The 25107-nt window shown below is 67.1% G+C and carries 17 protein-coding genes; 7 read left to right on the top strand and 10 right to left on the bottom strand.

The annotated features are described in order from the left end of the window. Genes AAHK21_RS25550 through AAHK21_RS25540 form a run of 3 tightly spaced genes read left to right on the top strand, consistent with a single transcriptional unit; the run spans window position 1 to window position 5690 of the window. Window positions 1-1143: a MexC family multidrug efflux RND transporter periplasmic adaptor subunit gene (locus AAHK21_RS25550; protein WP_367858761.1), complete on the top strand. Its 1143-nt coding sequence runs from the start codon at window positions 1-3 to the stop codon at window positions 1141-1143. A gap of 15 nt (window positions 1144-1158) precedes the next feature. After that, entirely contained in the window at window positions 1159-4287 is a 3129-nt protein-coding gene (locus AAHK21_RS25545; protein WP_367858760.1) for a multidrug efflux RND transporter permease subunit, read from the top strand. After that, window positions 4287-5690 (top strand): efflux transporter outer membrane subunit, encoded by a 1404-nt coding sequence (locus AAHK21_RS25540; protein WP_367858759.1) that lies wholly within the window; start codon window positions 4287-4289, stop codon window positions 5688-5690. Before AAHK21_RS25545 ends, AAHK21_RS25540 begins: the two co-directional genes overlap by 1 nt. A 97-nt stretch (window positions 5691-5787) precedes the next feature. Here AAHK21_RS25540 and mobA read toward each other — a convergent pair whose 3' ends face one another. The 3 genes from mobA to AAHK21_RS25525 all read right to left on the bottom strand — a co-directional run bounded on the left by mobA (window position 5788) and on the right by AAHK21_RS25525 (window position 10734). Continuing rightward, a complete protein-coding gene (mobA, locus tag AAHK21_RS25535) occupies window positions 5788-6363 on the bottom strand; it encodes a molybdenum cofactor guanylyltransferase MobA (RefSeq protein WP_367858758.1) in 576 nt (191 codons plus the stop codon). A gap of 61 nt (window positions 6364-6424) precedes the next feature. Continuing rightward, entirely contained in the window at window positions 6425-9547 is a 3123-nt protein-coding gene (locus tag AAHK21_RS25530) for a multidrug efflux RND transporter permease subunit (protein WP_367858757.1), read from the bottom strand. Window positions 9548-9558: 11 nt separating this feature from the next. Beyond that, on the bottom strand, window positions 9559-10734 hold the full coding sequence (locus AAHK21_RS25525; RefSeq protein ID WP_038706351.1) for an efflux RND transporter periplasmic adaptor subunit: 1176 nt from the start codon (window positions 10732-10734) through the stop codon (window positions 9559-9561). A gap of 158 nt (window positions 10735-10892) precedes the next feature. On the opposite strand from AAHK21_RS25525, the gene AAHK21_RS25520 reads away from it, so the two are divergent. Continuing rightward, window positions 10893-11594: a response regulator transcription factor gene (locus tag AAHK21_RS25520; protein ID WP_038706350.1), complete on the top strand. Its 702-nt coding sequence runs from the start codon at window positions 10893-10895 to the stop codon at window positions 11592-11594. A gap of 6 nt (window positions 11595-11600) precedes the next feature. Next, window positions 11601-12899: an ATP-binding protein gene (locus AAHK21_RS25515; RefSeq protein WP_367858756.1), complete on the top strand. Its 1299-nt coding sequence runs from the start codon at window positions 11601-11603 to the stop codon at window positions 12897-12899. On the opposite strand, the gene AAHK21_RS25510 is transcribed toward AAHK21_RS25515, so the two are convergent. The 5 genes from AAHK21_RS25510 to wecB form a co-directional block, all read right to left on the bottom strand. Beyond that, window positions 12874-13962, bottom strand: a complete 1089-nt coding sequence (locus AAHK21_RS25510) for a diguanylate cyclase (protein WP_367858755.1) — start codon at window positions 13960-13962, stop codon at window positions 12874-12876. The two genes, AAHK21_RS25515 and AAHK21_RS25510, sit on opposite strands and share 26 nt — an antisense overlap. Before the next feature lie 71 nt (window positions 13963-14033). Beyond that, window positions 14034-14873 carry a DUF4434 family protein gene (locus AAHK21_RS25505; protein ID WP_367858754.1) on the bottom strand — a complete coding sequence of 280 codons (840 nt, stop codon included), beginning with the start codon at window positions 14871-14873 and terminating at the stop codon, window positions 14034-14036. Continuing rightward, the gene (locus AAHK21_RS25500) at window positions 14873-17875 is read right to left on the bottom strand and encodes a phage receptor (protein ID WP_367858753.1); all 3003 of its coding nucleotides are present in this window, start codon (window positions 17873-17875) and stop codon (window positions 14873-14875) included. The genes AAHK21_RS25505 and AAHK21_RS25500 overlap by 1 nt, the downstream gene beginning before the upstream one ends. Beyond that, complete coding sequence (nrfB, locus tag AAHK21_RS25495) at window positions 17872-20046, bottom strand: cyclic di-3',5'-guanylate-activated glycosyltransferase NrfB (protein ID WP_267301222.1); 2175 nt, start codon at window positions 20044-20046, stop codon at window positions 17872-17874. The genes AAHK21_RS25500 and nrfB overlap by 4 nt, the downstream gene beginning before the upstream one ends. Beyond that, window positions 20043-21197, bottom strand: coding sequence for a non-hydrolyzing UDP-N-acetylglucosamine 2-epimerase (wecB, locus tag AAHK21_RS25490; protein ID WP_367858752.1), 1155 nt, complete (start codon window positions 21195-21197; stop codon window positions 20043-20045). The genes nrfB and wecB overlap by 4 nt, the downstream gene beginning before the upstream one ends. A 316-nt stretch (window positions 21198-21513) precedes the next feature. On the opposite strand from wecB, the gene AAHK21_RS25485 reads away from it, so the two are divergent. Next, window positions 21514-21951: a PACE efflux transporter gene (locus tag AAHK21_RS25485; protein WP_046855196.1), complete on the top strand. Its 438-nt coding sequence runs from the start codon at window positions 21514-21516 to the stop codon at window positions 21949-21951. 91 nt (window positions 21952-22042) lie between these two features. After that, window positions 22043-22795, top strand: coding sequence for a helix-turn-helix transcriptional regulator (locus AAHK21_RS25480; protein WP_038706346.1), 753 nt, complete (start codon window positions 22043-22045; stop codon window positions 22793-22795). Here AAHK21_RS25480 and AAHK21_RS25475 read toward each other — a convergent pair. Then, the gene (locus AAHK21_RS25475; protein ID WP_367858751.1) at window positions 22765-24195 is read right to left on the bottom strand and encodes an efflux transporter outer membrane subunit; all 1431 of its coding nucleotides are present in this window, start codon (window positions 24193-24195) and stop codon (window positions 22765-22767) included. The genes AAHK21_RS25480 and AAHK21_RS25475 overlap by 31 nt on opposite strands. 16 nt (window positions 24196-24211) lie before the next feature. After that, a complete protein-coding gene (locus AAHK21_RS25470) occupies window positions 24212-24964 on the bottom strand; it encodes a helix-turn-helix transcriptional regulator (protein ID WP_367858750.1) in 753 nt (250 codons plus the stop codon). Between the last annotated feature and the right edge of the window lie 143 nt (window positions 24965-25107).

Genomic DNA, 25107 nt, shown 5'->3' with positions numbered 1-25107 from the left:
ATGAGCAATTTGCGTGCAATAGGGATGGTCAGCTGGCTGGCAGTGGCGGTAGCACTGGCCGGCTGCGGAGCGGCTGAAGAACAGCAGGCCGCGACTGAAACGGCATTCCCGGTGGAGACCGTGACGCTGGCCAGCGAACAGCTGGCCCTGGCCTCGACCCTGCCGGGCCGGGTCGAACCGATGCGGGTGGCCGAGGTGCGTGCCCGGGTGGCCGGCATTGTCCTGCACAAACGTTTCGAGGAAGGCGCCGACGTCAAGGCTGGGGATGTGCTGTTCCAGATCGACCCGGCACCGTTCAAGGCCGCCCTGGCGCGTGTCGAGGCCGACCTTGCGCGGGCCCAGGCGGTGCAGCAGGAGGCCCAGGCACGGGTCAAGCGCTATGAGCCGCTGGTCAAGATCGAGGCGGTCAGCCAGCAGGACTTCGACACCGCCAGCGCCGAGCTGCGCAGCGCCCAGGCGGCCGTGCGCTCGGCCCAGGCCGACGTGCAGACCGCGCGCCTGAACCTGGGCTATGCCACGGTCACCGCGCCGATCTCCGGCCGCATCGGCCGCGCCCTGGCCACCGAAGGCGCCCTGGTCGGGCAGGGCGACGCCACCTTGATGGCGCGCATCCAGCAGCTCGATCCGATCTACGTCGACTTCACCCAGTCCGCCGCCGAAGCCCTGCGTCTGCGTCAGGCCCTCAAGGACGGCGCGCTCGGCGCTGGCGACGACAAGGCGCTGACCGCCCAGGTGGAAGGCACCGACTACCAGCGCCAGGGCGCGCTGATGTTCACCGACGTGGCGGTCGACCGTGGCACCGGCCAGGTCACCTTGCGCGGTCGCTTCGACAATGCCGACGGCATCCTGCTGCCGGGCATGTACGTGCGCGTGCGCACCCCGCAGGGCACCGACCAGCAGGCCATCCTGGTGCCGCAGCGCGCGGTGCAGCGCGGCAGCGATGGCGAAGCGCGGGTACTGGTGGTCGGCACCGGCAACCTGGCCGAGGCGCGCAGCGTGCGCACCGGCGGGATGCACGGCTCGCGCTGGCAGATTACCGAGGGCCTGCGCGCCGGTGACCAGGTCATCGTCGGCGGCCCGGCCGGCCTTGCCCCGGGCATGCCGGTGCAGCCGGCCCAGGCGCAACAGGCCGCGGCACACTAAGGCGAGGGTAGCGAGATGTCCAAGTTCTTCATCAATCGGCCGAACTTCGCCTGGGTCGTGGCGCTGTTCATATCCCTGGCCGGGTTGCTGGTGATCCCGGCGTTGCCGGTGGCCCAGTATCCCAGCGTGGCGCCGCCACAGATTTCCATCAATGCCGTCTACCCGGGCGCGTCCGCCAAGGTGATGGTCGAGTCGGTGACCAGCATCATCGAGGAGTCGCTCAACGGCGCCAAGGGCCTGCTGTACTACGAGTCCACCAACAACTCCAACGGCGTGGCCGAAGTGATGGTGACGTTCCAGCCCGGTACTGACCCGGACATGGCCCAGGTCGACGTGCAGAACCGCCTGAAGAAGGCCGAGGCACGCATGCCCCAGGCGGTGCTGACCCAAGGCCTGAAGGTCGAGCAGGCCAGTTCCGGCTTCCTGCTGATGTACGCCCTGACCAGTGCCACCGGTGGCCGTGACGACGTCACCAGCCTGGCCGACTATGCCGCGCGCAACATCAACAACGAGCTGCTGCGCGTCACCGGCGTGGGCAAGCTGCAGTTCTTCGCCTCCGAGGCGGCGATGCGGGTCTGGGTCGATCCGCAGAAGCTGGTGGGCTACGGCCTGTCCATCGACGACATCGGCAACGCCATTCGTGGCCAGAACGTCCAGGTACCCGCCGGCAGTTTCGGCAGCACGCCTGGTGCCAGCGAGCAGGAACTGACCGCGACCCTGGCCGTGCAGGGCACCCTGGAAACCCCCGAGGCCTTCGCCGGCATCGTCCTGCGCGCCAACCCGGACGGCTCCAGCGTGCGCCTTGGCGATGTCGCGCGCCTGGCCATCGGCAGCGAGAACTACAACCTCTCGGCACGCCTGGACGGCAAGCCCGCAGTCGTCGCCGCAGTGCAGCTGGCACCGGGCGCCAACGCCATTGAAACCGCGACCCTGGTCAAGGAGCGCCTGGCCGAGCTGTCGCAGTTCTTCCCGGAGGGCGTCGAATACTCGGTGCCCTACGACACCTCGCGCTTTGTCGACGTGGCCATCGAGAAGGTGATCCACACCCTGATCGAAGCCATGGTGCTGGTGTTCCTGGTGATGTTCCTGTTCCTGCAGAACGTGCGCTACACCCTGATCCCGTCGATCGTGGTGCCGGTGTGCCTGCTGGGCACGCTGATGGTCATGAAGCTGCTGGGTTTCTCGGTGAACATGATGACCATGTTCGGCATGGTGCTGGCCATCGGTATCCTGGTGGACGACGCCATCGTCGTGGTGGAGAACGTCGAGCGCTTGATGGCCGAGGAAGGGCTGTCGCCGGCGGAAGCGACCATCAAGGCGATGGGGCAGGTTTCCGGGGCGATCATTGGTATCACCATGGTGCTGGCGGCGGTGTTCCTGCCGTTGGCGTTCATGTCCGGTTCGGTGGGGGTGATCTACCAGCAGTTCTCGGTGTCGCTGGCGGTGTCGATCCTGTTCTCCGGCTTCCTGGCCCTGACCTTCACCCCGGCGTTGTGCGCCACGCTGCTCAAACCCGTGGCCCATGGGCACCACGAGAAAGGCGGTTTCTTCGGTGCCTTCAACCGCGGCTTCGCCCGTGTGACCGAGCGCTATTCGCTGATGAACAGTGCACTGGTGGCCCGTGCCGGGCGCTGGATGCTCGCCTATGTCGGCATCCTGGTGGTGCTGGGTTATTCCTACCTGCGCGTCCCGGAGGCCTTCGTGCCCGCCGAGGACCTCGGCTACGGCATCGTCGACGTGCAACTGCCGCCTGGCGCCAGCCGGGTGCGCACTGACCATACCGCCGAAGCGCTCGAGCAGTTCCTGATGTCTCGCGAGGCAGTGGCCAACTCGATCGTGGTGACCGGTTTCAGTTTCTCGGGCCAGGGAGAGAATGCCGCGCTGGCCTTCCCGACCTACAAGGACTGGTCGCAACGTGGTAAGGGCCAATCGGCGGCAGACGAAATCGTCGCGACCAACGAGCGCTTCGCGGCCAACGGCGACGGTGCCATCACCGCGGTCATGCCGCCGCCGATCGACGGCCTGGGCAACTCAGGCGGTTTCGCCCTGCGCTTGATGGACCGTGGTGGCCTGGGGCGTGAAGCGTTGCTGGCGGCCCGTGACCAGTTGCTGGCCCGCGCCAACGGCAACCCGGTGTTCCTGTACGCGATGATGGAAGGCCTGGCAGAAGCACCACAGTTGCGCGTCAAGATCGACCGCGACAAGGCCCGCGCCCTGGGGGTGAACTTCGAGTCGATCAACAGCACCCTGGCCACCGCCTTCGGTTCGGCGGTGATCAACGACTTCACCAATGCCGGGCGCCAGCAGCGCGTGGTGGTGCAGGCCGAGCAGGGCGAGCGCATGACCCCGGAAAGCGTGCTGCGCCTGTATGCACCTAACGCCCGCGGCGAGCAAGTGCCGTTCAGTGCCTTCGCCACTACTCAGTGGGAGGAAGGGCCGGTGCAACTGGTGCGCTACAACGGCTACCCGTCGATTCGTATCGCCGGCGACGCCGCCCCCGGCTACAGCACTGGCCAGGCGATGGCAGAGATGGAGCGCCTGGTCGGCGAGCTGCAACCCGGCATCGGCTATGCCTGGACTGGCCTGTCCTACCAGGAGAAGGTCTCCAGCGGCCAGGCCGCCGGCCTGTTCGCCCTGGCCATCCTGGTGGTGTTCCTGCTGCTGGTGGCGCTGTACGAGAGCTGGGCGATCCCGCTGACGGTGATGCTGATCGTGCCGATCGGCGCCTTGGGCGCGGTCTGGGCGGTATTGCTCACCGGCATGCCCAACGATGTGTACTTCAAGGTCGGCCTGATCACCATCATTGGCCTGGCGGCGAAGAACGCCATCCTGATCGTCGAGTTCGCCAAGGAACTGTGGGAGAAGGGCTACAGCTTGAGCGACGCCGCCATTGAGGCCGCACGCCTGCGCTTCCGCCCGATCGTGATGACCTCCATGGCCTTCATCCTCGGCGTGGTGCCACTGGCCATCGCCACTGGCGCCGGCGCGGCCAGCCAGCGCGCCATCGGTACCGGGGTGATTGGCGGCATGCTCAGCGCCACCCTGCTGGGTGTGGTGTTCGTGCCGATCTGTTTCGTCTGGGTGCTGAAGCTGCTCAAGCGCAAGCCGGCGCCTGTGCAACACGCTGTCGAGGTGACGAAGTGATGGTCATGGCTAAATGTGCACTCCCGTTCGCGCTGGCCGTTACCCTGGTCGGCTGCTCCCTGGCACCGACCTACCAGCGCCCGGAGGCGCCGGTGGCGGCTGCCTGGGGCGATGCCGCCGGCCATCATGGCAAGTCGGTGGAGCAGCTGGACTGGCAGGCGTTCATCGTCGATCCGGCCTTGCGCCAACTGGTCACCACGGCACTGGACAACAACCGCTCCCTGCGTCAGACCCTGCTCGACATCGAGCAGGCCCGAGCGCAGTACCGTATCCAGCGGGCCGATCGGGTACCAGGCCTGAACGCCGGTGCCTCCGGTAACCGCCAGCACCTGCCGGCGGACCTGTCGAACAGCGGCAGGGAAGGGGTCAGCAGCAGTTACCAGGTGGGTCTGTCGCTGCCAGAGTACGAAGTGGACCTGTTCGGTCGGGTCAAGAGCCTGAGCGATGCGGCGCTGGAGCAGTACCTGGCCACCGAGGAAGTCGGCCGTGCCGCGCGCATCGCGCTGATCGCTGATGTCAGCCAGGCCTACCTGACCCTGGACGGTGCCGAACGGCGCCTGACGCTGACTCGCCAAACCCTGGCCAGCCGCGAGGACTCGCTGGCCCTGGTCGGCCAGCGACGAGGCGCCGGCACGGCCACGGCGCTGGACCACCAGGAAGCGTTGGGGCTGGTCGAGCAGTCACGGGCCGAGCTGGAAGGCATCGTGCGCGAGCAGCGCCAGGCCTACAACGCCCTGGTACTGCTGCTGGGCAGTGCCGAGGCGGCCAAGTCGATTCCCGCCGAGCGGGCGCAGGCGCCGATGGTCCTGCAGGACATCGCCCCAGGCGCGCCGTCGGCGCTGATCGAGCGCCGCCCGGACATCCTCGCCGCCGAGCACCGGCTGCGGGCGCGCAATGCCGATATCGGCGCGGCGCGGGCGGCGTTCTTCCCGCGGATCAGCCTGACCGGCAGTTTCGGCACCTCCAGCGCGCAGATGTCCGGGTTGTTCGACGGCGGCTCGCGTAGCTGGACGTTCATGCCGCAACTGTCGCTGCCGCTGTTCGACGCGGGGCGCAACAAGGCCGGCCTGAGCCTGGCCGAGGCGCGCAAGGATTCGGCGGTGGCCGCTTACGAAGGCACGATCCAGGGCGCCTTCCGCGAAGTGGCCGACGCCCTGGCCGCCACCGATACCTTGCGTCGCGAGGAAGCCGCGCGGCGTGCCCTGGCCGACACCAGCCGGGCGACCGTGGCGCTGGCCAAGGCGCGCTATGAGGGCGGGGTGGACAACCACCTGCGCTACCTGGACGCGCAGCGCAACGGCTATGTCAACGAAGCGGCGTTCATCCAGGCCAGCACCCAGCGCCAGCTGGCACTGGTCGATCTGTTCCGTGCCTTGGGCGGTGGCTGGCCGGCCCAAGGTTGAAATGCCTCCTTTGGTTGGGAAATCCAACCGCTTGGCCCCAGGTGTCCCTGCCTTGGGGCCTTTTTTTGCCCCGGGGAAGGGCCCGAACAGGCGAGCGTTAATCGCGCAACAGGTCCGGACTGTTGAAGTTGCTCAACCGCGCATCGTCCTCGGCACACGCCAACCCCTGCACATTCGCCTGCAGCAAGGCCTTCTGCAAACTCCGCTCACCTGCCTGCCAGGCTTGCTCCAGCAATGACAGCACGCGCCGGGGCAACACACTGAACATCGGCTGCCAATACCCACCCTGGCGCACCATGGCCGCGCTGTCATGCGCCACGGCCAGGCGCAGCAGGTCCTCGACCAGCGCCCGGTCGATGCGCGGCGCATCGCAGGCCAGCACTACCATCCACTCGTGCCGGGCTGCCCTGAGCCCGCTGATCACGCCGGCCAGCGGGCCGGGAAAGTCGGCTTCGGTGTCGGTGACGAGCTGGTCGGCGTAGATCGCGTAGGCCGTCTGGTTGCGGTTGCAGGAGATCACCAGGTCATCGCTCAATGCCCGCACGGCGCGTTGCACATGCGCCACCAACGGCTCGCCGCGCCAGGGCACCAGCCCCTTGTCGCGTCCGCCCATGCGCTGGCCACGGCCGCCGGCAAGAATGAGGATGGAGCAGGGGGGAAGAACGTCGGGCATGAAAAAGGGTTCCGGGCAGTCAATGCCGGGAACCCTCCCATTTACCGCAGGGCTTGTCCAGTCAGGCCTGGTGGCTGGCCACCTGCGCCGTCTTGGTCTTGCCGCGCCCGGCCAGGCGCATCACCACGACGAAGAACACCGGCACGAACACCACGGCGAAGGTGGCGCTGAGCATGCCGCCGATCACCCCGGTGCCGATGGCTTGCTGGCTGGCCGAGCTGGCGCCGCTGGCGATGGCCAGCGGCACCACGCCGAGGATGAACGCCAGCGAAGTCATCACGATCGGGCGCAGGCGCAGACGCGCGGCCTGGATCGCCGCGTCCGCCGCATCGACGCCCTGGTCCACCAGGTCCTTGGCGAACTCGATGATCAGGATGGCGTTCTTCGCCGACAGGCCGATCAGGGTGATCAGGCCGACCTTGAAGAACACGTCGTTGGGCAGGCCGCGCAGGGTCACCGCGAGCACCGCGCCGAGCACGCCCAGTGGTACCACCAGCAGCACCGCGGTGGGGATCGACCAGCTTTCGTACAGCGCGGCCAGGCACAGGAACACCACCAGCAGCGACAGTGCCATCAGCAGTGGCGCCTGGCTGCCGGACAGGCGTTCCTGCAGCGACAGGCCGGTCCACTCCAGGCCGGCACCTGCCGGCAGCTGCGCCACCAGGCGCTCGATCTCGGCCATGGCCTCGCCCGAGCTATAGCCGGCCGCCGGCTCGCCGGAAATCGACACCGCCGGGTAGCCGTTGTAGCGGGTCAGCTGCACCGGGCCGGACTGCCAGCGGGCACTGACGAAGGCGCCCAGGGGCACCATCTTGCCGCTGCTGTTGCGCACGTGGATCTTCAGCAGGTCCTCGACCTGGCTGCGCCGGTCGCCTTCGGCCTGCACCACCACCCGCTGCATGCGGCCCTGGTTGGGGAAGTCGTTGACGTAGTTCGAGCCCACCGCGGTGTCGAGCACCGCGCCGATATCAGCAAACGACACGCCCAGGGCGTTGGCCTGGCGGCGGTCCACTTCCAGCTCGACCTGAGGGCTTTCCGCCAGCGAGGCTTCGCGCACGTTGACCAGCACCTTGCTCTTGCGCGCCGCGTCCAGCAGTTGGTCGCGGGCTTCCATCAGCCCCGCGTGCCCCATGCCGCCGCGGTCTTGCAGGCGGAACTCGAAACCGGTCGACTCGCCCAGGCCGTCCACCGGCGGCGGCAACACCGCATAGGCGATGGCGTCCTTGAGCTGGGTGAAGGCCATGGTGGCGCGCTCGGCGATCGACTGCGCGCTGTCGTCGCCACCGCGCTCGGACCAGTCCTTGAGCGTGGTGAAGGCCAGCGCCGCGTTCTGCCCGCTGCCGGAGAAGCTGAAGCCGAGGATCAGCGTGGTGTTGGCCACGCCGGGCTCTTCGGCGTTGTGCGCCTCGATCTGCTGCCCGACCTCGATGGTGCGTGCCTGGCTGGCGCCCGGCGGCAGCTGGATGTCGGTGATGGTGTAGCCCTGGTCCTCGGTGGGCAGGAAGGCGGTGGGCAGCTGGCTGAAGCCGTACACCAGCACGCCGACCAGCGCGGCGTACACCAGCAGGTAGCGACCGCTGCGGGCCAGGGCGTGGGTCACCCAGCGCTGGTAGCCGTTGCTCATGCCTTCGAAGCGGCGGTTGAACCAGCCGAAGAAGCCCTTGCGCTCATGATGCTCGCCTTTCTCCAGCGGCTTGAGCAGGGTGGCGCACAGGGCCGGGGTCAGGCTCAGGGCGAGGAACGCCGAGAACAGGATCGACACCGCCATCGACACCGAGAACTGCTGGTAGATCACCCCCACCGAACCTTGCATGAAGGCCATCGGCAGGAATACCGCCACCAGCACCAGGGTGATGCCGACGATGGCGCCGCTGATCTGGCCCATGGCCTTGCGCGTGGCTTCCTTGGGCGGCAGGCCTTCCTCGGCCATGATCCGCTCGACGTTTTCCACCACGACGATGGCGTCGTCCACCAGGATACCGATGGCCAGAACCATGCCGAACAGGGTCAGTACGTTAACCGAGAAGCCCAGCACGTTCATTACCGCGAAGGTGCCCATCAGCGCCACCGGCACCACCAGGGTCGGAATCAGCGTGTAACGGAAGTTCTGCAGGAACAGGAACATCACCGCGAACACCAGCACCATGGCCTCGAGCAGGGTGTTGATCACCTGCTTGATCGAGACCTTGACGAAGGGCGAGGTGTCGTAGGGGATGTCGTACTTCACCCCGGCCGGGAAGTAGCGCGCCAGCTCGTCGAGCTTCTGCTTGACCAGGGTCGCGGTTTCCATGGCGTTGGCGCCGGGCGACAGCTTGACGCTGAAGGCGCTGGTGGCCTTGCCATTGAGGCGGGTGCCGTACTGGTATTCCTGGGCCCCGATCTCGACCCGCGCCACGTCACCGACAGTGACCGTGGAGCCGTCGGTGTTGGCGCGCAGGACGATGGCGGCGAACTCCTCGGGGGTGCTCAGCTGGCCCTTGACCACCACGTTGGCGGTGATCTCCTGGGTCGGTCGGCTCGGCAGGTCGCCGATGCTGCCGGGGGCGACCTGGGCGTTCTGCGCGGCGATGGCCTCGGCCACGTCGTTGGGCGTGAGGTTGAAGCCAACCAGCTTGGCCGGGTCGATCCAGATGCGCATGGCCCGTTCGGAGCCATACAGCTGCGCCTTGCCGACACCCTTGAGGCGACGGATCTCGTTCATCACGTTGCGCGCGAGGATGTCCGACAGGGCGATCTCGTCGAGGCTGCCGTCCTCGGAGGTGAGGGTGGCCAGCAACAGGAAACCGGTGGACACCTTCTCGACCTGCAGGCCTTGCTGGGTGACCGGGCGCGGCAGGCGCGACTCGATCACCTTGAGGCGGTTCTGCACGTCCACCTGGGCCATGTCCGGGTTGGTGCCGGGCTGGAAGCTGGCGGTGATGGTGGCGCTGCCCAGGCTGCTCTGGGATTCGAAATAGAGCAGGTTGTCGGCACCGTTGAGCTCCTGCTCGATGATGCTGACCACGCTCTCGTCCATGGTCGCCGCCGAAGCGCCGGGGTAGACGGCGTAGATTTCCACCTGCGGCGGGGCCACGTCGGGATACTGGGCCACCGGCAACTGCGGGATGGCCAGGGCGCCGACCAGGAGGATGAACAAGGCCACCACCCAGGCGAACACCGGGCGGTCGATGAAGAACTGCGGCATGGATCAGGCCCTCATTGGCCGTTGTGTTGGGCGACTGCGGTGGCGCCTGGTTGTTCGTCGACTTGCACCTGGTCGCCGGCCTTCACGTGTTGCAGGCCCTCGACCACCACGCGGTCACCCGGGGCCAGGCCCTCGCTGACGATCCAGCGGTCGCCCTGGGCACTGCCCAGGGTCACCTGGCGTTCGCTTATGCGGTCCTGCTGGTCGACCAGCAGCACCTTGGGCACACCGGCGCTGTCGCGCAGGATGGCGCGTTGCGGCACGCTGATGCCCTGGGGCTGCACGGCCTGGTCCAGGCGCACGCGCACATAGCTGCCGGGCAGCAGGTCGAGGTCCGGGTTGGGGAACTCGCTGCGCAGGGTGATCTGGTTGGTGCTCGGGTCGACGCTGATATCGGAGAACAACAGCTTGCCGGCCAGCGGGTAGGCGCTGCCATCGTCCTGGATCAGCGTGGCCTTGACCTGGTCGCGGCCCACCTGCTGCAGCTCGCCGGCACGCAGCGAGCGGCGCAGGGCGTTGAGTTCGCGGGTCGACTGGGTGACGTCGGCGTGGATCGGGTTCAACTGCTGGATGGTGGCCAGCGGCGTGGTCTCGCTCTGGCCGACCAGCGCGCCCTCGGTCACCAGGGCGCGGCCGATGCGCCCGGAGATCGGTGCGGTGACGGTGGCGTAGCCCAGGTTCAGGCGCGCGCGTTCCAGCGCCGCCTTGGCTTCGCCGACCGCGGCATCGGCCTGGAGGAAGGCGGCCCGGGCGTTGTCGTACTCCTGGCGGCTGACGGCCTTGTCGTCGACCAGTTCGCGGTAGCGTTGCTCCTGCAGGCGCGCCTGGTACAGCGTCGCCTCGGCCTTGGCCAGGGTGGCGCGGGCGCTGTCGAAGTCGGCCTTGAACGGCGCCGGATCGATCAGGAACAGCACATCGCCCTGTTTGACGTCGCTGCCTTCGCGGTACACCCGCTTGAGCACCACCCCGGCCACCCGGGCGCGCACCTCGGCGGTGCGTGGGGCAAGGATGCGGCCGCTGAGTTCGGTGCTGATGGCCAGTGGCTGCACGGCAAGGGTTTCGACCCGGACCTGGGAGGGCGGGGCCTTTTCTTCCTGCTCGGCGGCGTCGTTGCAAGCGGCCAGGGAAAGGGTCATCAGCGCCAGCAGCGCCAGAGGGCGCAGGCGCAAAGCACGGAGCGTGGACATACGGATCTTCCAGGTTTGATCCAGCGTATGCTAAAGCAGCCGTTCGGGTGGCGGCTGTTAAGCTGTGTTGGGCGTGTGTGAAAAAGTGTGAACAATCGGCGGTGGCCCGCCCGGGATTCTATATCCTGCCTTACTTCAATCTTTCGTCAAATCCCCTTATGCCGAACATTCTCCTGGTCGAAGACGACAGCGCGTTGTCCGAACTGATCGCCAGCTACCTGCAACGCAATGATTTCCATGTCCGGGTGATTGCCCGCGGCGACCATGTGCTGGACGAATTCCGCCGGCAGAAACCGGACCTGGTGATCCTCGACCTGATGCTGCCGGGCCTGGACGGCCTGCAGGTATGCCGCCTGCTGCGCCAGGAGACGCAGAGCCTGCCGATCCTCATGCTGACCGCCCGCGACGACAGCCACGACCAGGTGCTGGGGCTGGAGATGGGCGCCGACGACTACGTTACCAAGCCGTGCGAACCCCGCGTACTGCTGGCCAGGGTGCGCACGTTGCTGCGCCGCAGCAGCGTCAACGAGCCGCGCCTGGATTGCGACCTGATCCAGATCGGCGGCCTGTGCATCGACCTGGCCGAGCGCACGGTCAACTGGCGCGGCGAAGAAGTGGAGCTGTCCAGCGGCGAGTACAACCTGCTGGTGGTGCTGGCGCGCAACGCCGGCGAGGTGATGAGCCGTGACCGCATACTCCAGCAATTGCGCGGTATCGAGTTCAACGGCACCGACCGTTCGGTGGACGTGGCCATCTCCAAGCTGCGCCGACGTTTCGACGACAGCGCCGGCGAGGCGCGCAAGATCAAGACCGTATGGGGCAAGGGCTACCTGTTCAGCCGCGTCGAGTGGGAGTACTGATACGCCATGCTGAAGATCCTGGTGCGGTTGTACCTGGTGATCATCGTCGCCTATGCCGGTGCTTTGCTGCTGATCCCGGACGCCATCGTCGGGCTGTTCCACGATCGCTTCATGGCCTACAACCTCGACCAGGCCAAGGGCGTGCAGACCCTGATCGTGCGTCAGTTCCGGCAGGCCCCGCGGGAGCAATGGCCGACGGTGGAAAAGGAACTGGCCGCGGCGTTCAAGCCGTTGGAGGTGCGCTTGCTGCGCATGGACGACGCCGAGCTGAGCAGCGAGGAAAAGGCCCGGCTCGAACATGGCCTGTATGTGGTGCGCATGGCCGATTGGGGCTACTACGAAACGGCGCTGGCGCCGCTGGACCAGGACTGGCTGGTGCGCCTGCACTCGCCGGACGACCCGCTGGACATCAACGTGCTGTCCTGGGGCGTGACCGTGCTGATCGGCGCGGCCATGCTTGGCTGCCTGCTGCTGTGGGTATGGCCGCACTGGCGCGACCTCGAGCGCCTGAAGGACACCGCCCGGCGCCTGGGGCGCGGCGAGATGTCCGAGCGCACGCATATCTCGCCGCGCTCGAACATTGGTGAGCTGGCCGGAGTATTCGACACCATGGCCAGCGACCTGGAGCGCCACGTCAACCAGCAGCGTGAACTGCTCAACGCGGTGTCCCACGAGCTGCGCACACCGCTGACCCGCCTGGACTTCGGCCTGGTGCTGCTGTTCGACGAGGTGCCACCTGCCAGCCGCAAACGCCTGCTGGGGCTGGTGGGCCATGTGCGCGAGCTGGACGAGCTGGTGCTTGAGCTGCTGTCCTACAGCCGCCTGGAAAGCGCCGACCAGGCCCGCGAGCGGGTCGAGGTGTCGTTGCTCGAGCTGGTGGACAGCGTGCTCGGTGGTTTCGCCGAAGAACTCGACGATCGCGGCATCCAGTGGGAGGTGCAATGCGACGCCGACCTGCCACGCTTCGTCCTCGATCCGCGACTGACTGCCCGCGCGGTACAGAACCTGGTGCGCAACGCCATGCGCTACTGCGACGAAAGCCTGCTGCTGCGCCTGCGCCTGGAAGAGGATGGCGCCTGCCTGGTGACGGTCGAGGACGACGGCATCGGCATTCCGGTCGAGGAGCGTGAGCGGATCTTCCAGCCGTTCTACCGCCTGGACCGCAGCCGCGATCGCAACACGGGTGGTTTCGGCTTGGGCTTGGCGATCAGCCGGCGGGCCATCGAAGGGCAGGGCGGCACGCTGACGGTGGCGCAATCGGCGTTGGGCGGGGCGCAGTTCAGGATTCGCTTGCCAGCCGGGTAGTCCACCGGACGACGCGGTCCTTGCCCGTATGCTTGGCTTCGTACAGTGCCTGGTCCGCCCGGATCAGCGCCGTGCTCAGGGTATCGCCGCTATCGATCCGGGCCAGGCCGATACTGATGGTCACCGGGTGTGCCCCGAGGTCCTCGCGCACCCGCTGGCACAGCCTCGCAACTTGCTGCTCGGCGCCTGTTTCATCCAGCCCCTGGAAGAAGATCGCGAATTCCTCGCCGCCCAGCCGGGCGATCTCGTAGCCGATCATCGCTGCCTTGATGTGCGCTGCCACGCGCTTGAGCACCTCGTCACCGATGTCATGGCCGAAGCGGTCGTTGACCTGCTTGAAATTGTCGATGTCGATCATCGCCAGGTACTGTTCGCCGGCCTGTTGCAGCTGCTTTTCGGCCTTGGCCATGAACGAGCGACGGTTGGGGATGTCGGTCAACGCGTCGATATAGGCCTGCTCCAGCAGTACCTTGGTCAGGTAGAAGTTGTGCAGTTTGGCCTGGCGGATACGCAGGTAGCTGTAGATCACCAGGCCGCTTAGGCATACCGCGTAGCTGATCAGCATCGCGCCTTCGAGCTCCAGGGCTTCGATGCGGGTGTGGAAGAAGGGGTTGAGCATGATCCAGGTGATGCCCATGGCGCAGAAGAACGACCAGCGCCGCACCGGCAGCACCGACACGGTGTACAGCACGGTGGAGACCCCGAGCACCAGCCATACCGGGCGCAGGGCGATGGGGATGCCCTCGATCACCAGGCGCATGGCCAGGGTGATCACCGCCACGAACAGCAGGTTGAGCACGTCGAAATGCTGGCTCCTGCGGGTGAAACCCAGGACCACGGTGAGGCTGCACAGCAGGGCGATGAATACTCCGGACAGCCAGGTGAAGCCCTGGCCGCCGAGGTAGCTGACGATCAGGTCGAAGACCAGCCAGATGGTGATGCCGATACAGAAGATCAGCAGGCAGAAACGGCGCATGGCCTCGAATTCGTGCTGGCGGAACTCGGCGCGCAGGGCGGCGGGGGCGACCTGTTGGCGGATGTGGGCTTCGAGGGTCTTGTACATGCTGGAGGATGCCCTCGGCTATTGTGCTGTTCTTGCCGGCCTCGCGAAGAGATCCGTTCAGGCGGCTGGTTTCAATCCCTGGAAAGCGTCCCTCTGGCCCAGGGCCGATAGCGCAGGGCGAACACGGCTTCGGCGTGGCAGCCTCCGCTCAGCGCCGGCTGCGCAGGTTCGGCGCGGAACGGTTGGCCAGGCTTGCTGACCTGGTGAAACGCCTCGCGCACGATGCCCACCCGGCAGGGCAGGGCCTGTTCGTAGCCTTGGCGTACCAGCGGCGCCAGGCGGCCTGTGCCGGCGCCGTCCTGCCACCAGACGTTCAGGCCAAGGCTGGCCAACTGCTCCAGCCACGCGCCATTGACCCGTGGCGACAGCTGACCGGCACTGAACGCGCTGATATGCAGGGGCTTGTCCAGTTGCCGGTTGAAAGCCTGCAATTGCTTGTGCAGCGCATCGCGCCTGGCCGGGTCGCGAAAGTGCAGGTCGTCCAGTTCCATGGGCAGGTACCAGCCGGCCACCGGCAGCGCCCATTCGGCCTTGAGCTGCTGGTACTGGGTGAGCGAGCGTCCCAGCTGCGCCTTGAAGTAACTGTTCAGGCCTTCGCCGTCGAGCTGTTCGAGGCGCTGGTAGTAGGCAGGATCCATGTACAGGCCCAGCACCAGCTCGAGGCCTTGGGCCCGCGCTTCGCGCAGACTCCCGGCCAGCCAGCCCTCGGAGCCTCCAAAGTCGCTGTCGCCGTAGGCGCTCCACTGCACGATCAGGGTCTTGCCGCCCTGGGCCACGGTGGCTCGCCACAGGTTTTGCCACTGCGCCGGGGTAACGTTCGCGTCACGGTTGAGCGGCTGGTAGAACAGGCGCTGGTCGGCCTGGGCGGGTAGCCACAGGATCAGCAGGCAGAGAGCCAGGAAGCTACGCATCAGAAGTTCATCTCCACACCCAGCAGCACGCCGTTGCCGCGTTCGTAGAGGTTGCCGCCCAGTGCCTGCTGGTACTCGGCGCGTACTTTCAGCGAGCCGCGATAGGCGTTGTAGCGGTCGTCGTCGAACCACCACTGCCAGCGCACGCCGACCCCGGCGCGGGCGTCCTGGCGCCAGTCGTTGCTCGGGTCCTGGCTGGAAAACTCGAGGAAGCCGTAGGGCATGATCGTCTGCGGCGACTGGCTGGGCAGTTTCCACGCATGGCCCTGCTGGAAGCGCGACAGCCAGGCATGGTCGCCGGCACGGGTCCACCAGGCGGCGTCGAGGTAGAGGAAGCGCTCGTCCCAGTCGTCCTCGTCGATACGCCAGTCGTTGCGGTACTTGCCCTGGTCCAGGAACGAAGCCGTGGCGCGCAGCAGCAGGTCGTTGCTCGATTCGGCGTTGTGACGCAGGTCGCCCCAGTTGCCGCCGACCTTGGCCGGGCTGAGCAGTTCGCCCAGGCTCAGGCCGCTGTAGTGCGTGCTGTCGATCTGGCGCTGGTGATAAAGCTCAGCGTACAGGTTGAGGTTGGCCTGGCCGAGCGGCTTGTAGCGCAGGCCAACACCGGTGCCCATGCTCTGCGCGTAGTCGGTGCGGCTCTGGCCACCGAACAGCACGCGGCCGTAGACCGACAGGGTGCTGCCATTGCGGCTGGGCTCCTCGCCCAGGGCGTGGTCCCACATCGCCAGCTGCACGTTCTGCGAGCGGGCCCGGCGCGAGGTGCCGCTGCGTTCGCCGCTGTCGAGGAACTTGTCGTTGGTCGAAGTGCCGGCGGGCGACCAGGTGCTGGCCAGGGTGATGCTGTCGCGGCGCGACAGGGCTTCATGGGCGCGGCGCTGGCGGTACTTGCGCGCCTCCAGGCTGCCGTACTCATCGTCGCCGTCGACCAGGTTGCGCTCCACGTCCAGTACCCGGCGCAGCTCGCGGCGGGCCGAGGCACTGTCCTCGACCTCGTCATAGCGCAGGGCCAGGGTCTCGCCCAGGCGGTAGTCCTCGGGGAAGTCGCGGGTGGCACGCTCCAGGTAGGGTATGGACTGGCGGCGTTGCTGCTTGTCCGCCGAGCCCGCCAGGCGCATGCCGTAGTCGGCGCGGTAACGCGGCTGGTCCGGCGCCAGGCGCACGGCCTCGGCCAGCCAGGCGCTGCTCTGGGCGCTGTCGCCGGCCTGCTGGGCGGTGCCGGCGGCGGCGTAGTAGTGATCGGCGCGCGGGGCATGACGCAGCGCTTCGCGCTGGAAGGCCAGTGCCTGCTGCGGGTCGCCCTGGCGCTGGGCAATGGCGGCGCCCAGCGCCCAGTCGTCGGCACTCTGGTGCGCCGCCGCATCCCAGTGGCGGCGGGCGGCGTCGGCGTCACCGGCGTTCAGCGCGCCACGGGCGGCGGTCAGGCGCGCATTGTCGGTCCAGGCGCTGGCCGGCAGGCTGTTCCAGATCGGCAGCGCCGCGTGGGAGTCGCCGGAGGCTTCCAGGGCGTAGGCCAGGGGCAGGCGACTGCCGCTATCGCCCAGGCGTTCGGCGGCCTGGTAGTAGACCACCGCTTCGCCTGGCTGATCAGGCATGGCGCAGCGCCCCAGGGCGCGATACTGCCCGGCTTCGACCGGGGTGGCCGGGATGGCCTTGCGCACGGCGTCGCACTGGCCGGCTTCGGCCAGGCGGCCCAGTAACTGGCCACGGGTGACGGCATCGACCCGTGGCACCAGGGCAAGCATGCGTGGACCGTCCAGCGGGCCGTCGTTGCGCGCATAGAGATTGCCCAGGCGTTGCAGCAGCGAGGGCGTCAGCCTGCCTTGGCGACGCGCGTAGGCGTTGTCGAGCAGCTGCCGGGCGCGCTCGCTCTGGCCGCTTTCGAGCAGCATGAAGCTGGCTTGCTCCAAGGCGGCGAGATCGCCGGTCTGTCGGTAGCGTTGCTCCCACTGCGCCGCGGTGCGCGGTTGCGCAGGCTGCGTGGGGTCGCCATACAGGCGTTGCCTGAGGATGGCATAGCTGCGCGGATTGTCGCGGGCCTGGCATTGGCCGAGTTGCTCGCGGGCCAGCTTCAGGTCCTTGTGGGACAGCCAGTCGACGGTCTCCAGGCACGGGCGTTGCAGTTCATTGCTCAGCTGCCGCACCAGCGGTGCATCATCGCCTTCACGGGCCAGCTCCCACAGCTGCTGGCGCTGCTCAGGGTGTTGCAGTTGCTCGGCGGGCAGGCTCTGCAGCCAGCGCTCGGCCTGCTGGTTGTGGCCCATGGCGATGGCGCGGTTGGCCATGGCCAGGCGGGCGCGGGTCGCCGCGTCCTGGGAAGGTGCGCTGGCCAGGAGTGTGTTCAGGCCCTTTTCATCGACCTGCTGGATATACGCATTGGCCAGGCGCTGCCAGTCCTGCGGGGGCAGTTGGCCCTGGTCGGCCAGCGGCTGCAACTGATCGATGGTCTCTCCCCAGTTGCGCAACTGCTCGGCGAAGTTGGCCCGGGTCATGCGCAACACCATGCCATCGTCGCGTACCGGCAGATGGTTCAGCCACTCCAGGGCCTTGGCCGCGCCGCCGAACTTGGCCAGGCTGACGCTGTAGGCCTGCCACAGGCGCACGCGCTGCTGGCCCTGGCTGTCGGCGAGCCAGGCCTCCACCTGGCTCGCGGCCGGAGGGTCCTGTTCGATCCAGGTCAGGCGCAGCTCCAGCAGGGCATCGGCGTGTTCGGGGTTGTCGTCGAGGTCTTCGGCAATGGCCTGGGCTTCCTTGTACCGCCGTTGATGGGCCAGGGCTTCGGCCAGCAGGGCGCGGGCCTCGTTGTTGTTCGGCACGCGCCCCAGTACGTGGCGGGTCAGGCGCTCGACCTCGGCCCAGTTGTCTTTCTGCGCCTCCCGGTAGCCACGCTCCATGAACGGGTAGCTGGTGAAGCGCTGGAAGTCGGTCATCGGCTTGGTCGGCGCGGCCAGGGCGGAGGAACACAGCAGCAGGCTGGCGATGGTCAGGGAAAGACGGGGCGTCATGCCACCTCCCGGGTCAGGTCGTAGGCGGCCTGCTGTTCGCTGGCCTGCTCGGCGAGGGCTTGCTGCAGCACCTCCTCGGTGATGATGCCGCGGGCGATCAGGTGTTCGCCCAGGCTCTGCTGCTCAGGGTTGAAGTCGATCAGGGCCTGGTTGAACAGGGTCACCGGCACCATGCCGCGCACCTGCAGCAGCGAACCGAGCATCACCTGGTGGGTACCGACCCTCTCCAGCAGCGCGGCATCGTCCTGATGGCGTTCGAGTACCTCAAGCATTTCCCGGGTCTCGGGTTTCTGCCAAGGGCTCGGGTAGTGATAGCGCAGGCCCAGGGTCACGCGCCCCTGCGGTGCCAGGCGGGCACGCACCGGGCGCTTGAGCTGGCGGCTGATGACCCCCAGCGAGACCTGGCTGACCGGGCTTTCGCTGGCCAGCACCAGGGTGTCGCCGTCTTCGTCCACCGGCAGCACGCCGTAGTGGGTGGCGAGCTTGCGCGGCAGCTTGGCGATCAGCGCCGGGGCGATCTTGAACGGATTGAGCGGTGCCCAGGGCAGGTCCAGTTGCTCGGCCAGGGTCTCGACCAGCTGTTCGCTGGTGAGCCAGCCGCGCAGCAGCAGCTCGCGGCCGAGGCGCCGGCGTACCGGGCTGGTGATGGCCTGCTCCAGCTGTTCTTCGCTGATCAGGCCTTTCTCCACCAGGCGATGGCCCAGCGGGGTGCGTGCCGGCGCGGCGAGGGCAGGGAACTCGTGGGTGGTCTTGTCCCAGGCCACCCGCCGCGAATCGCCCATCTCCATCACCTGGCGCAGGGCGCGCAGGTTGGCGAAGAAGTTGACGAAGTTGCTCCACATCATCCGTGGTGCCGAGAGCAGGCCTTCGAAGACGCCGTAGTAGCGGGTGACGAACCAGAACCGCTGGAACAGGCGGTTGAACAGCAGCAGGCCGTTGAGCCACAGCAAGGTGCTGAGCAGCGTGCTGTCGCTGAGAATCGACATGAACCGCCACGACTCCGGCGCGATCACCGTGACCAGCCACATGGCCAGCAGCACCAGCAGCAACAGGTTGACCAGGAAGCTCAGCAGGTAGGCGAACAGCCCGCGGCGGTCGCGCCAGAGGAAGTAGTTGAGCGCGCCCTTGCGGCTCCAGCCGAGGTTGCTGGTGCCCTGGAACACGATGCCGACGATCCACCGCGATTTCTGGCGGATAGCGTGCTGCCAGTCACGGGGGAAATGCTCGCGTACGCAGATCACCTGGGCGAACTCGCGGCTCATGCCGGGGCGCCACTCCTGCTTGAGGGCCAGCGCCGGGTCGGTGATGGAATAGCGGGCGAAGATGCACTTCATGCCTTTCTGCTTGAGGCGGAAGCCGATGTCGTAGTCTTCGGTGAGGCTCTGCACATCGAAGGCGATGCCGTCACCGTCCTCCAGCAGCGCGCTGATCGCCCGGCGGCTGAAGCAGGTGCCGACCCCGGCGCTGGGTACCTGGCCGGTGAGCGCCTCGCGCACGATGACGTCCTTGCCGTGGTTCTCGGCGAACTCGTCGACGTAGTGGCCGGCGGTGAAGCCCTTCCATTCCGGGGCGTAGGGGTACACCGGGATCTGGATCATGTCCTTGTTCGGCAGCAGGTAGTTGAACAGGCGCAGTTCCATGGGCGAGATGACGTCCTCGGCGTCATGCAGGATGAACCCGGCGAACTCGATGCGCGCGTCCTGCTGGAAACGCAGGATGGCGTCGATGATGTTGTTCAGGCAGTCGGCCTTGCTGGTGGGGCCGGGGCGGGCGCAGACCACCTTGTGCACGTTGGGGTAGTGCAGGCACACGGCGTCGACGTCGGCCTGGGTCTGTGGGTCGTTGGGGTAGGTGCCGACGAATATCTGGTAGTTCTCGTAGTCGATGGTCGAGGCCGCCAGGCGCGCCATCTCGCCGACCACGCCGACCTCGTTCCAGGCCGGCACCATGATCGCCAGGGGCTTTTCCGGCACTTCGAACAGGCGCTTTTCGTCGGCCTTGTCGAACTTGTCGTAGATGCGGAAACGTCGGATCAGCTTGCGGCCCCAGTAGCACAGGTCGATGAACAGATCGTCCAGGCCCAGCAGGAACATCAGTGTCGCCAGGATGATGGCAAGGATCTTCAGGCCGAACAGGACGTAGGTGAGGAAATCGATGAAGGCCAGGCTCATGCGTTGTCCCGTGCGGCGGATTGCTCGGCGAACCAGCGGCTCAGGCGTTCGGCGATGCGCTCGCTGGCGTGGCCGTCGCCGAACGGGGTGTAGACCTGGGCCATGCGCTCATAGGCAACCGGGTCGTCGAGCAACTGGCTGGTCTCCTGGACGATGCGCTCGGTGAGCGTGCCGACCAGCTTGACCGTGCCGCCCTTGAGCACCGCGGGGCGCTCGGTGACCTTGCGCAGCACCAGCACCGGCTTGCCCAGCGCGGGGGCCTCTTCCTGCACGCCGCCGGAGTCGGTGAGGATGATGTGCGCGCGGTTCATCAGCCAGACGAAGTGCGGGTAGTCCTGGGGCGCGACCAGATGGATGTTGTCGCGGCCCGAGAGCACGCTGTACACCGCGTGCTGCACCTGCGGGTTGAGGTGCACCGGGTAGAGGAACTGCACGTCCGGGTAGCGCAGGGCCAGTTCGGCCAGGGCCAGGCAGATGCGTTCGAAGCCGCTGCCGAAGTTCTCTCGGCGATGGCCGGTGATCAGCACCATGCGCTGGTCGTCACGCAGCACATTGAGCGGGGAGTCGTCGGCGGGGCGCCAGTTGTCCTTGTTCAGCTTGTCGCGCATCCACAGCAGGGCGTCGATCACCGTGTTGCCGGTGACCGCGATGTGCTCGGGCGGCACCCCTTCGCGGATCAGGTTGGCGTCGGAGTCGCGGGTGGGGGTGAAGTGCAGGTCGGCGAGCACGCCGGTCAAGCGTCGGTTGGCTTCCTCGGGCCAGGGTTGCTGCAGGTTGCCGGTGCGCAGGCCAGCCTCGACATGACCGATGGGAATGTGACGGTGGAAGGCGGCCAGCGAGGCGATGAAGCTGGTGGTGGTGTCGCCGTGGACCAGGACGATATCGGGCTTGACCTGTTCATAGGCCTGGTCGAGCTTGTCCAGCAGGTCGCGGGCCAGGCCGTTGAGGGTCTGGTTCTGGGTCATAACCTGCAGGTCCTGGTCGACCTCGAGGCCAAAGGCGGTGAGGACCTGTTCGAGCATTTCGCGGTGCTGGCCGGTGGAGCAGATCTGCAGGTCGACCTCGGGCCAGTCGCGCAGGACGCGGGCCAGCGGGGCCATCTTGATCGCTTCGGGGCGGGTACCGAATACCATCATCACGGTGTAAGCCATCGTGTAGTTCCTCGTTCGATTCCCTGGACGAAGTTGTACGACGTGTCGCCGCTTGCAGTCATAGATACAAGCAGCCGATCGCGGGGTTGTCCAATACGCGGCGTGCCCCGGACAGTGCGGTGCAGGCCATTGCTGAAGTGTCACGCAGAGGGGGTCGTAGCGGCGAGAAGGTGCTTGCCGAGCGCCAGGGATAGGTGTTGCGGAAACGTTTATGCTAGTTTTTTTTGATTGAACGGTCAGTTAATAAAGTATTTCTGACTTTTTCTTGCGGCGTTCTTCTTGTAGTTTTGCAGGTCTTTTCTTCAGGGAGCTGAACATGCAAGGCAAGGCGCGCAAGGTCGTCCAGGCCATCCTTTACGAGGCCATCGCCGTGGCCTGTGTGGCGCCGGTACTGGAGCTGGCATTCGGCGCGGGCATGGCGCAGTCGACGGTATTGTCGATCCTCATGTCGGGCATCGCGATGAGCTGGAACATGGCCTACAACTGGGCCTTCGAGCGCTGGGAGGCGCGCCAGCACCAGCGCAGCCGCACCTTGCTGCGGCGCCTGCTGCATGCCTTGGGTTTCGAGGGCGGGCTGGTGCTGATCCTGCTGCCGCTGGTGGCGTACTGGCTGGATATCGGCCTGTGGGCGGCGCTGGTGACCAACCTGGCGTTGTTCGTGTTCTTCTTCGTCTATGCGTTCGTGTTCCAGTGGGGTTTCGACAAGGTTTTCGATGTGCCGGTTTCGGCGCAGGAAGTGGCGAAGGGCTGCTGATATCGGGGGCTTTTCGCACAAGCCCCTGGGATTCCCCTTTGTATCGCCCATCGCCAATAATCCTCCATCCACCCTTGCCAGGCTCGCATCAATGCCGCGCCCGATCATCCTGCCGCTCGCCGAGAACTATCGCCATGGCGAGCACATCGCCCCGCACTGCCATGACCGCGCCCAGCTGATCCATGCCATCAGCGGCGTGGTCACGGTCAGTGCCCGCGAGGGCAACTGGGTGGTCCCCCCCGGGCGCGGTGTGTGGGTGCCGGCGGCCGTCGAACACGAACTGCGCATGGCCGGCGTGGTGCGCATGCGCACCCTGTTCGTCGACCCGGGCGCGCGCCCGGACCTGCCGCGTCAATGCCAGGTGATCGAGATCTCGCCGTTGCTGCGCGAGCTGATCATCCGTGCCATGGACATCGCCCCCGATCATCCGGCGCAAGGCCGCGAGGCGCGGATCATGCAACTTATCCTCGACGAGATCCGCGTGCTGCCGGTGTTCGCCCTGCATGTGCCAAGCCCGCATTCGGCGCACCTGCAAAGGTTGTGCGAGGCGCTGCGCCAGGCGCCGTCCGAGGACTGGGGCCTGGCCCGCGCCGCGGCCCACAGCGGCCTGAACCCGCGTACCCTGACCCGCGCCTTCCAGCGCGAGACCGGCCTGAGCCTGGTGCAGTGGCTGCGGCGCATGCGCCTGTTGGCCAGCCTGGATGCCCTGGCGGCCGGGCAGTCGGTGCTGGAGGTGGCGCTGGACCTGGGCTACGACAGCCCAAGCGCGTTCAGCGCGATGTTCCGCCGTACCCTCGGGGTGTCGCCATCGGTCTACTTCGGCAGGACCGCCGAGCGCTGGTAGGCCAGCCCCGGTGCTTCGTCCCAGCCGCCGCCCAGCGCGGTAAACAGGTTGACCTCGGCCAGCAACTGCGCCAGGCGATCACTGATCAGGCCTTGCTGGGCGCTGAACAGCGAGCGCTGCGCATCGAGGAACGTCAGGCTGCTGTCGATGCCGGTGCGGTAGCGGTTCTCGGCCAGGTCGTGGTAGCGCTGGCTGGCCTCGACCAGGTCGCGCTGGGCCTGTAGTTGCTGCTGGTAGGTGGTGCGCGCCGCCAGGCCGTCGGCCACCTCCTGGAAGGCGGTCTGGATCGATTTTTCGTAGCGCGCCACCTGCATGTCCTTTTGCAGCTTGGCGTAGTCGAGGCTGGCGCGCAGGCTGCCGGCATTGAACAGCGGCAGGTTCACTTGCGGCTGGAACAGCCAGCTGCCGGTGCCGGCATCGAACAGGTCAGCCAGCTCGCGGCTGCTGCTGCCGGCGTTGGCGGTCAGGCTGATGCTTGGGAAGAACGCCGCCCGTGCCGCGCCGATGTTGGCGTTGGCGGCCTGCAACTGATATTCGGCCTGGCGGATATCGGGCCGGCGTTGCAGCAGGTCGGCGGGCAGGCCGGCCGGCACCCGGGCGATCTGCTCGTCGGCCAGGGGCAGGGGCGGCAAGTGCTCATCGACCTGCGCGCCGACCAGGCGCTGCAACTGGTTGAGATCCTGGGCGGCCAGGCGGGTATAGCGCGCCACGGCGGCGCGGGTGCTGTCGACGCGGGTGGTGGCCTGGATCTGGTCGAGCGCCGACAGCGTGCCGGTGCGGCGCTGGCGTTGGGTCAGGCGCAGGCTTTTCTCGTCGGCCTGCAAGGTCTGGCGCGACAGGGCCAGCAACTCCTGGTCGGCGCGCCAGGTCAGGTAGGCGCCAGCAACGCTGCTGATCAGGCTGAGCTCGGCGCCGCGCCGGGCTTCGTCGGTGGCCAGGTAGGTCAGCAGGGCCTGGTCGCTGAGGCTGCGCAGGCGGCCGAACAGGTCCAGCTCGTAGGCGCTGATGCCGACGGTGGCCGATTGCTGGGTGCTGATCACGCCCTCGCCACCGGTACGTCGCCGGGGCAGATACTGGCGCGTGCCCTGGGCATTGGCGGCGATCTTCGGCAGCAGTTCGGCGCGCTGGATGCGGTACTGGGCGCGGTACGCTTCGGTATTGAGCAGGGCCACGCGCAGGTCGCGGTTGTTGGTCAGCGCGGTGTCCAGCAGCTGGCGCAGCACCGGGTCGCGGAACACCCCCTGCCAGTCGCGGGGCAGCGCCGTGGTGGACGGTCCGCCTCTGTAGGCGGGGCCGCTTGGGTATTGCTCGGCGCTGGGCGAGGGGGGGCGCTGGTAGTCGGGGGCCAGGCTGCAGCCGGACAGTACAAGAGCAAGCAAGGGCAGGGTGATTCGCGGCATGGCAGGGTCTCTGGGTTCAGGTGCCGGCCATCCAGCGGGCCAGGCCGTGGCGTCCGCTGACGCCGAGTTTGGCGGTGGCGCGTTTGAGGTAGGTCTCGATCGAGCTGCTCTTCACGTTCAGGCGCTGGGCCATCTGCGGCACGGTGCCGCCGGTGAGCAGGCCGATGCATACCTCCTGCTCGCGGCTGGACAGGCGGATTGCGTCTTGCTCCAGGCGCTCGGTGAACACCTGGCGCAGCGACCCGGCCTCATCGGGCAGCAGGCCGCCCGGGCGGCGACTGGCCGCCTGCAGGAACAGCTGGGCGTGATGCTCGACCAACGGCAGCAGTGTGTCGGACAGGCGCTTGAGCAGCGACAGCTCGGCCAAAGAGAACATTCCCTCGCTGCGTAGCCGTTGGCAGCAGATGACCCAGCGTCGGTTGCCGCTGCGCGATACCAGGTTGCACTGGTGCACGGGGGCGTTTATCTGGATCAGCAGCGGGTCTTCCATGCGCATGATGCTTTGCAGCAGGGGGTGGCGCAGAGGCTCCTGAACCGGTGTTTCCTCGGGGCGGCCGGCACTGCCCAGTACCTTGACCTGGCGGATGCTGGCCTGGTCGCTGTCGAGGGTCCACTCGCTGAGGTCGAGCCGATGGATCGGCACCTGGTCGCCGATCAGCTGGAGCATCTGTTCGGCGAAGGTGCCATCGCCGGTGCTGGCAACCAGTGCCCCCAGTTGCAGGTACAAGTGCGGGTCGTGGCAGTGTTCGAGGCTGTCGATCAGCTTCATGTGCTTGTCTTCCTTGATCCGGTAACGCGGCGGGTCTCGCGGTCGAGTCCTCTCTGTGCTGGGGCTTGGCGCTATTGAATAGCAGGCTCCGAGCCTGCGTCTGTAGCGGAAAGCGGGGACAGGAAATGCCAATTAATCCGACA

Origin of the sequence: Pseudomonas sp. TE50-2, from assembly GCF_040813665.1 — a bacterium.
Classification (GTDB): Bacteria; Pseudomonadota; Gammaproteobacteria; order Pseudomonadales; family Pseudomonadaceae; genus Aquipseudomonas; species Aquipseudomonas soli.
Note: the sequence above shows the minus strand (reverse complement) of the source record. Positions and strands in the feature narration are given on the sequence as shown.

What these genes read in the sequence shown, in the direction of transcription:
- AAHK21_RS25550 (WP_367858761.1), top strand. Translation starts at nt 1, where the DNA reads ATGAGCAATTTGCGTGCAATAGGGATGGTCAGCTGGCTGGCAGTGGCG.
- AAHK21_RS25545 (WP_367858760.1), top strand. Translation starts at nt 1,159, where the DNA reads ATGTCCAAGTTCTTCATCAATCGGCCGAACTTCGCCTGGGTCGTGGCG.
- AAHK21_RS25540 (WP_367858759.1), top strand. Translation starts at nt 4,287, where the DNA reads ATGGTCATGGCTAAATGTGCACTCCCGTTCGCGCTGGCCGTTACCCTG.
- mobA (WP_367858758.1), bottom strand. Translation starts at nt 6,363, where the DNA reads ATGCCCGACGTTCTTCCCCCCTGCTCCATCCTCATTCTTGCCGGCGGC.
- AAHK21_RS25530 (WP_367858757.1), bottom strand. Translation starts at nt 9,547, where the DNA reads ATGCCGCAGTTCTTCATCGACCGCCCGGTGTTCGCCTGGGTGGTGGCC.
- AAHK21_RS25525 (WP_038706351.1), bottom strand. Translation starts at nt 10,734, where the DNA reads ATGTCCACGCTCCGTGCTTTGCGCCTGCGCCCTCTGGCGCTGCTGGCG.
- AAHK21_RS25520 (WP_038706350.1), top strand. Translation starts at nt 10,893, where the DNA reads ATGCCGAACATTCTCCTGGTCGAAGACGACAGCGCGTTGTCCGAACTG.
- AAHK21_RS25515 (WP_367858756.1), top strand. Translation starts at nt 11,601, where the DNA reads ATGCTGAAGATCCTGGTGCGGTTGTACCTGGTGATCATCGTCGCCTAT.
- AAHK21_RS25510 (WP_367858755.1), bottom strand. Translation starts at nt 13,962, where the DNA reads ATGTACAAGACCCTCGAAGCCCACATCCGCCAACAGGTCGCCCCCGCC.
- AAHK21_RS25505 (WP_367858754.1), bottom strand. Translation starts at nt 14,873, where the DNA reads ATGCGTAGCTTCCTGGCTCTCTGCCTGCTGATCCTGTGGCTACCCGCC.
- AAHK21_RS25500 (WP_367858753.1), bottom strand. Translation starts at nt 17,875, where the DNA reads ATGACGCCCCGTCTTTCCCTGACCATCGCCAGCCTGCTGCTGTGTTCC.
- nrfB (WP_267301222.1), bottom strand. Translation starts at nt 20,046, where the DNA reads ATGAGCCTGGCCTTCATCGATTTCCTCACCTACGTCCTGTTCGGCCTG.
- wecB (WP_367858752.1), bottom strand. Translation starts at nt 21,197, where the DNA reads ATGGCTTACACCGTGATGATGGTATTCGGTACCCGCCCCGAAGCGATC.
- AAHK21_RS25485 (WP_046855196.1), top strand. Translation starts at nt 21,514, where the DNA reads ATGCAAGGCAAGGCGCGCAAGGTCGTCCAGGCCATCCTTTACGAGGCC.
- AAHK21_RS25480 (WP_038706346.1), top strand. Translation starts at nt 22,043, where the DNA reads ATGCCGCGCCCGATCATCCTGCCGCTCGCCGAGAACTATCGCCATGGC.
- AAHK21_RS25475 (WP_367858751.1), bottom strand. Translation starts at nt 24,195, where the DNA reads ATGCCGCGAATCACCCTGCCCTTGCTTGCTCTTGTACTGTCCGGCTGC.
- AAHK21_RS25470 (WP_367858750.1), bottom strand. Translation starts at nt 24,964, where the DNA reads ATGAAGCTGATCGACAGCCTCGAACACTGCCACGACCCGCACTTGTAC.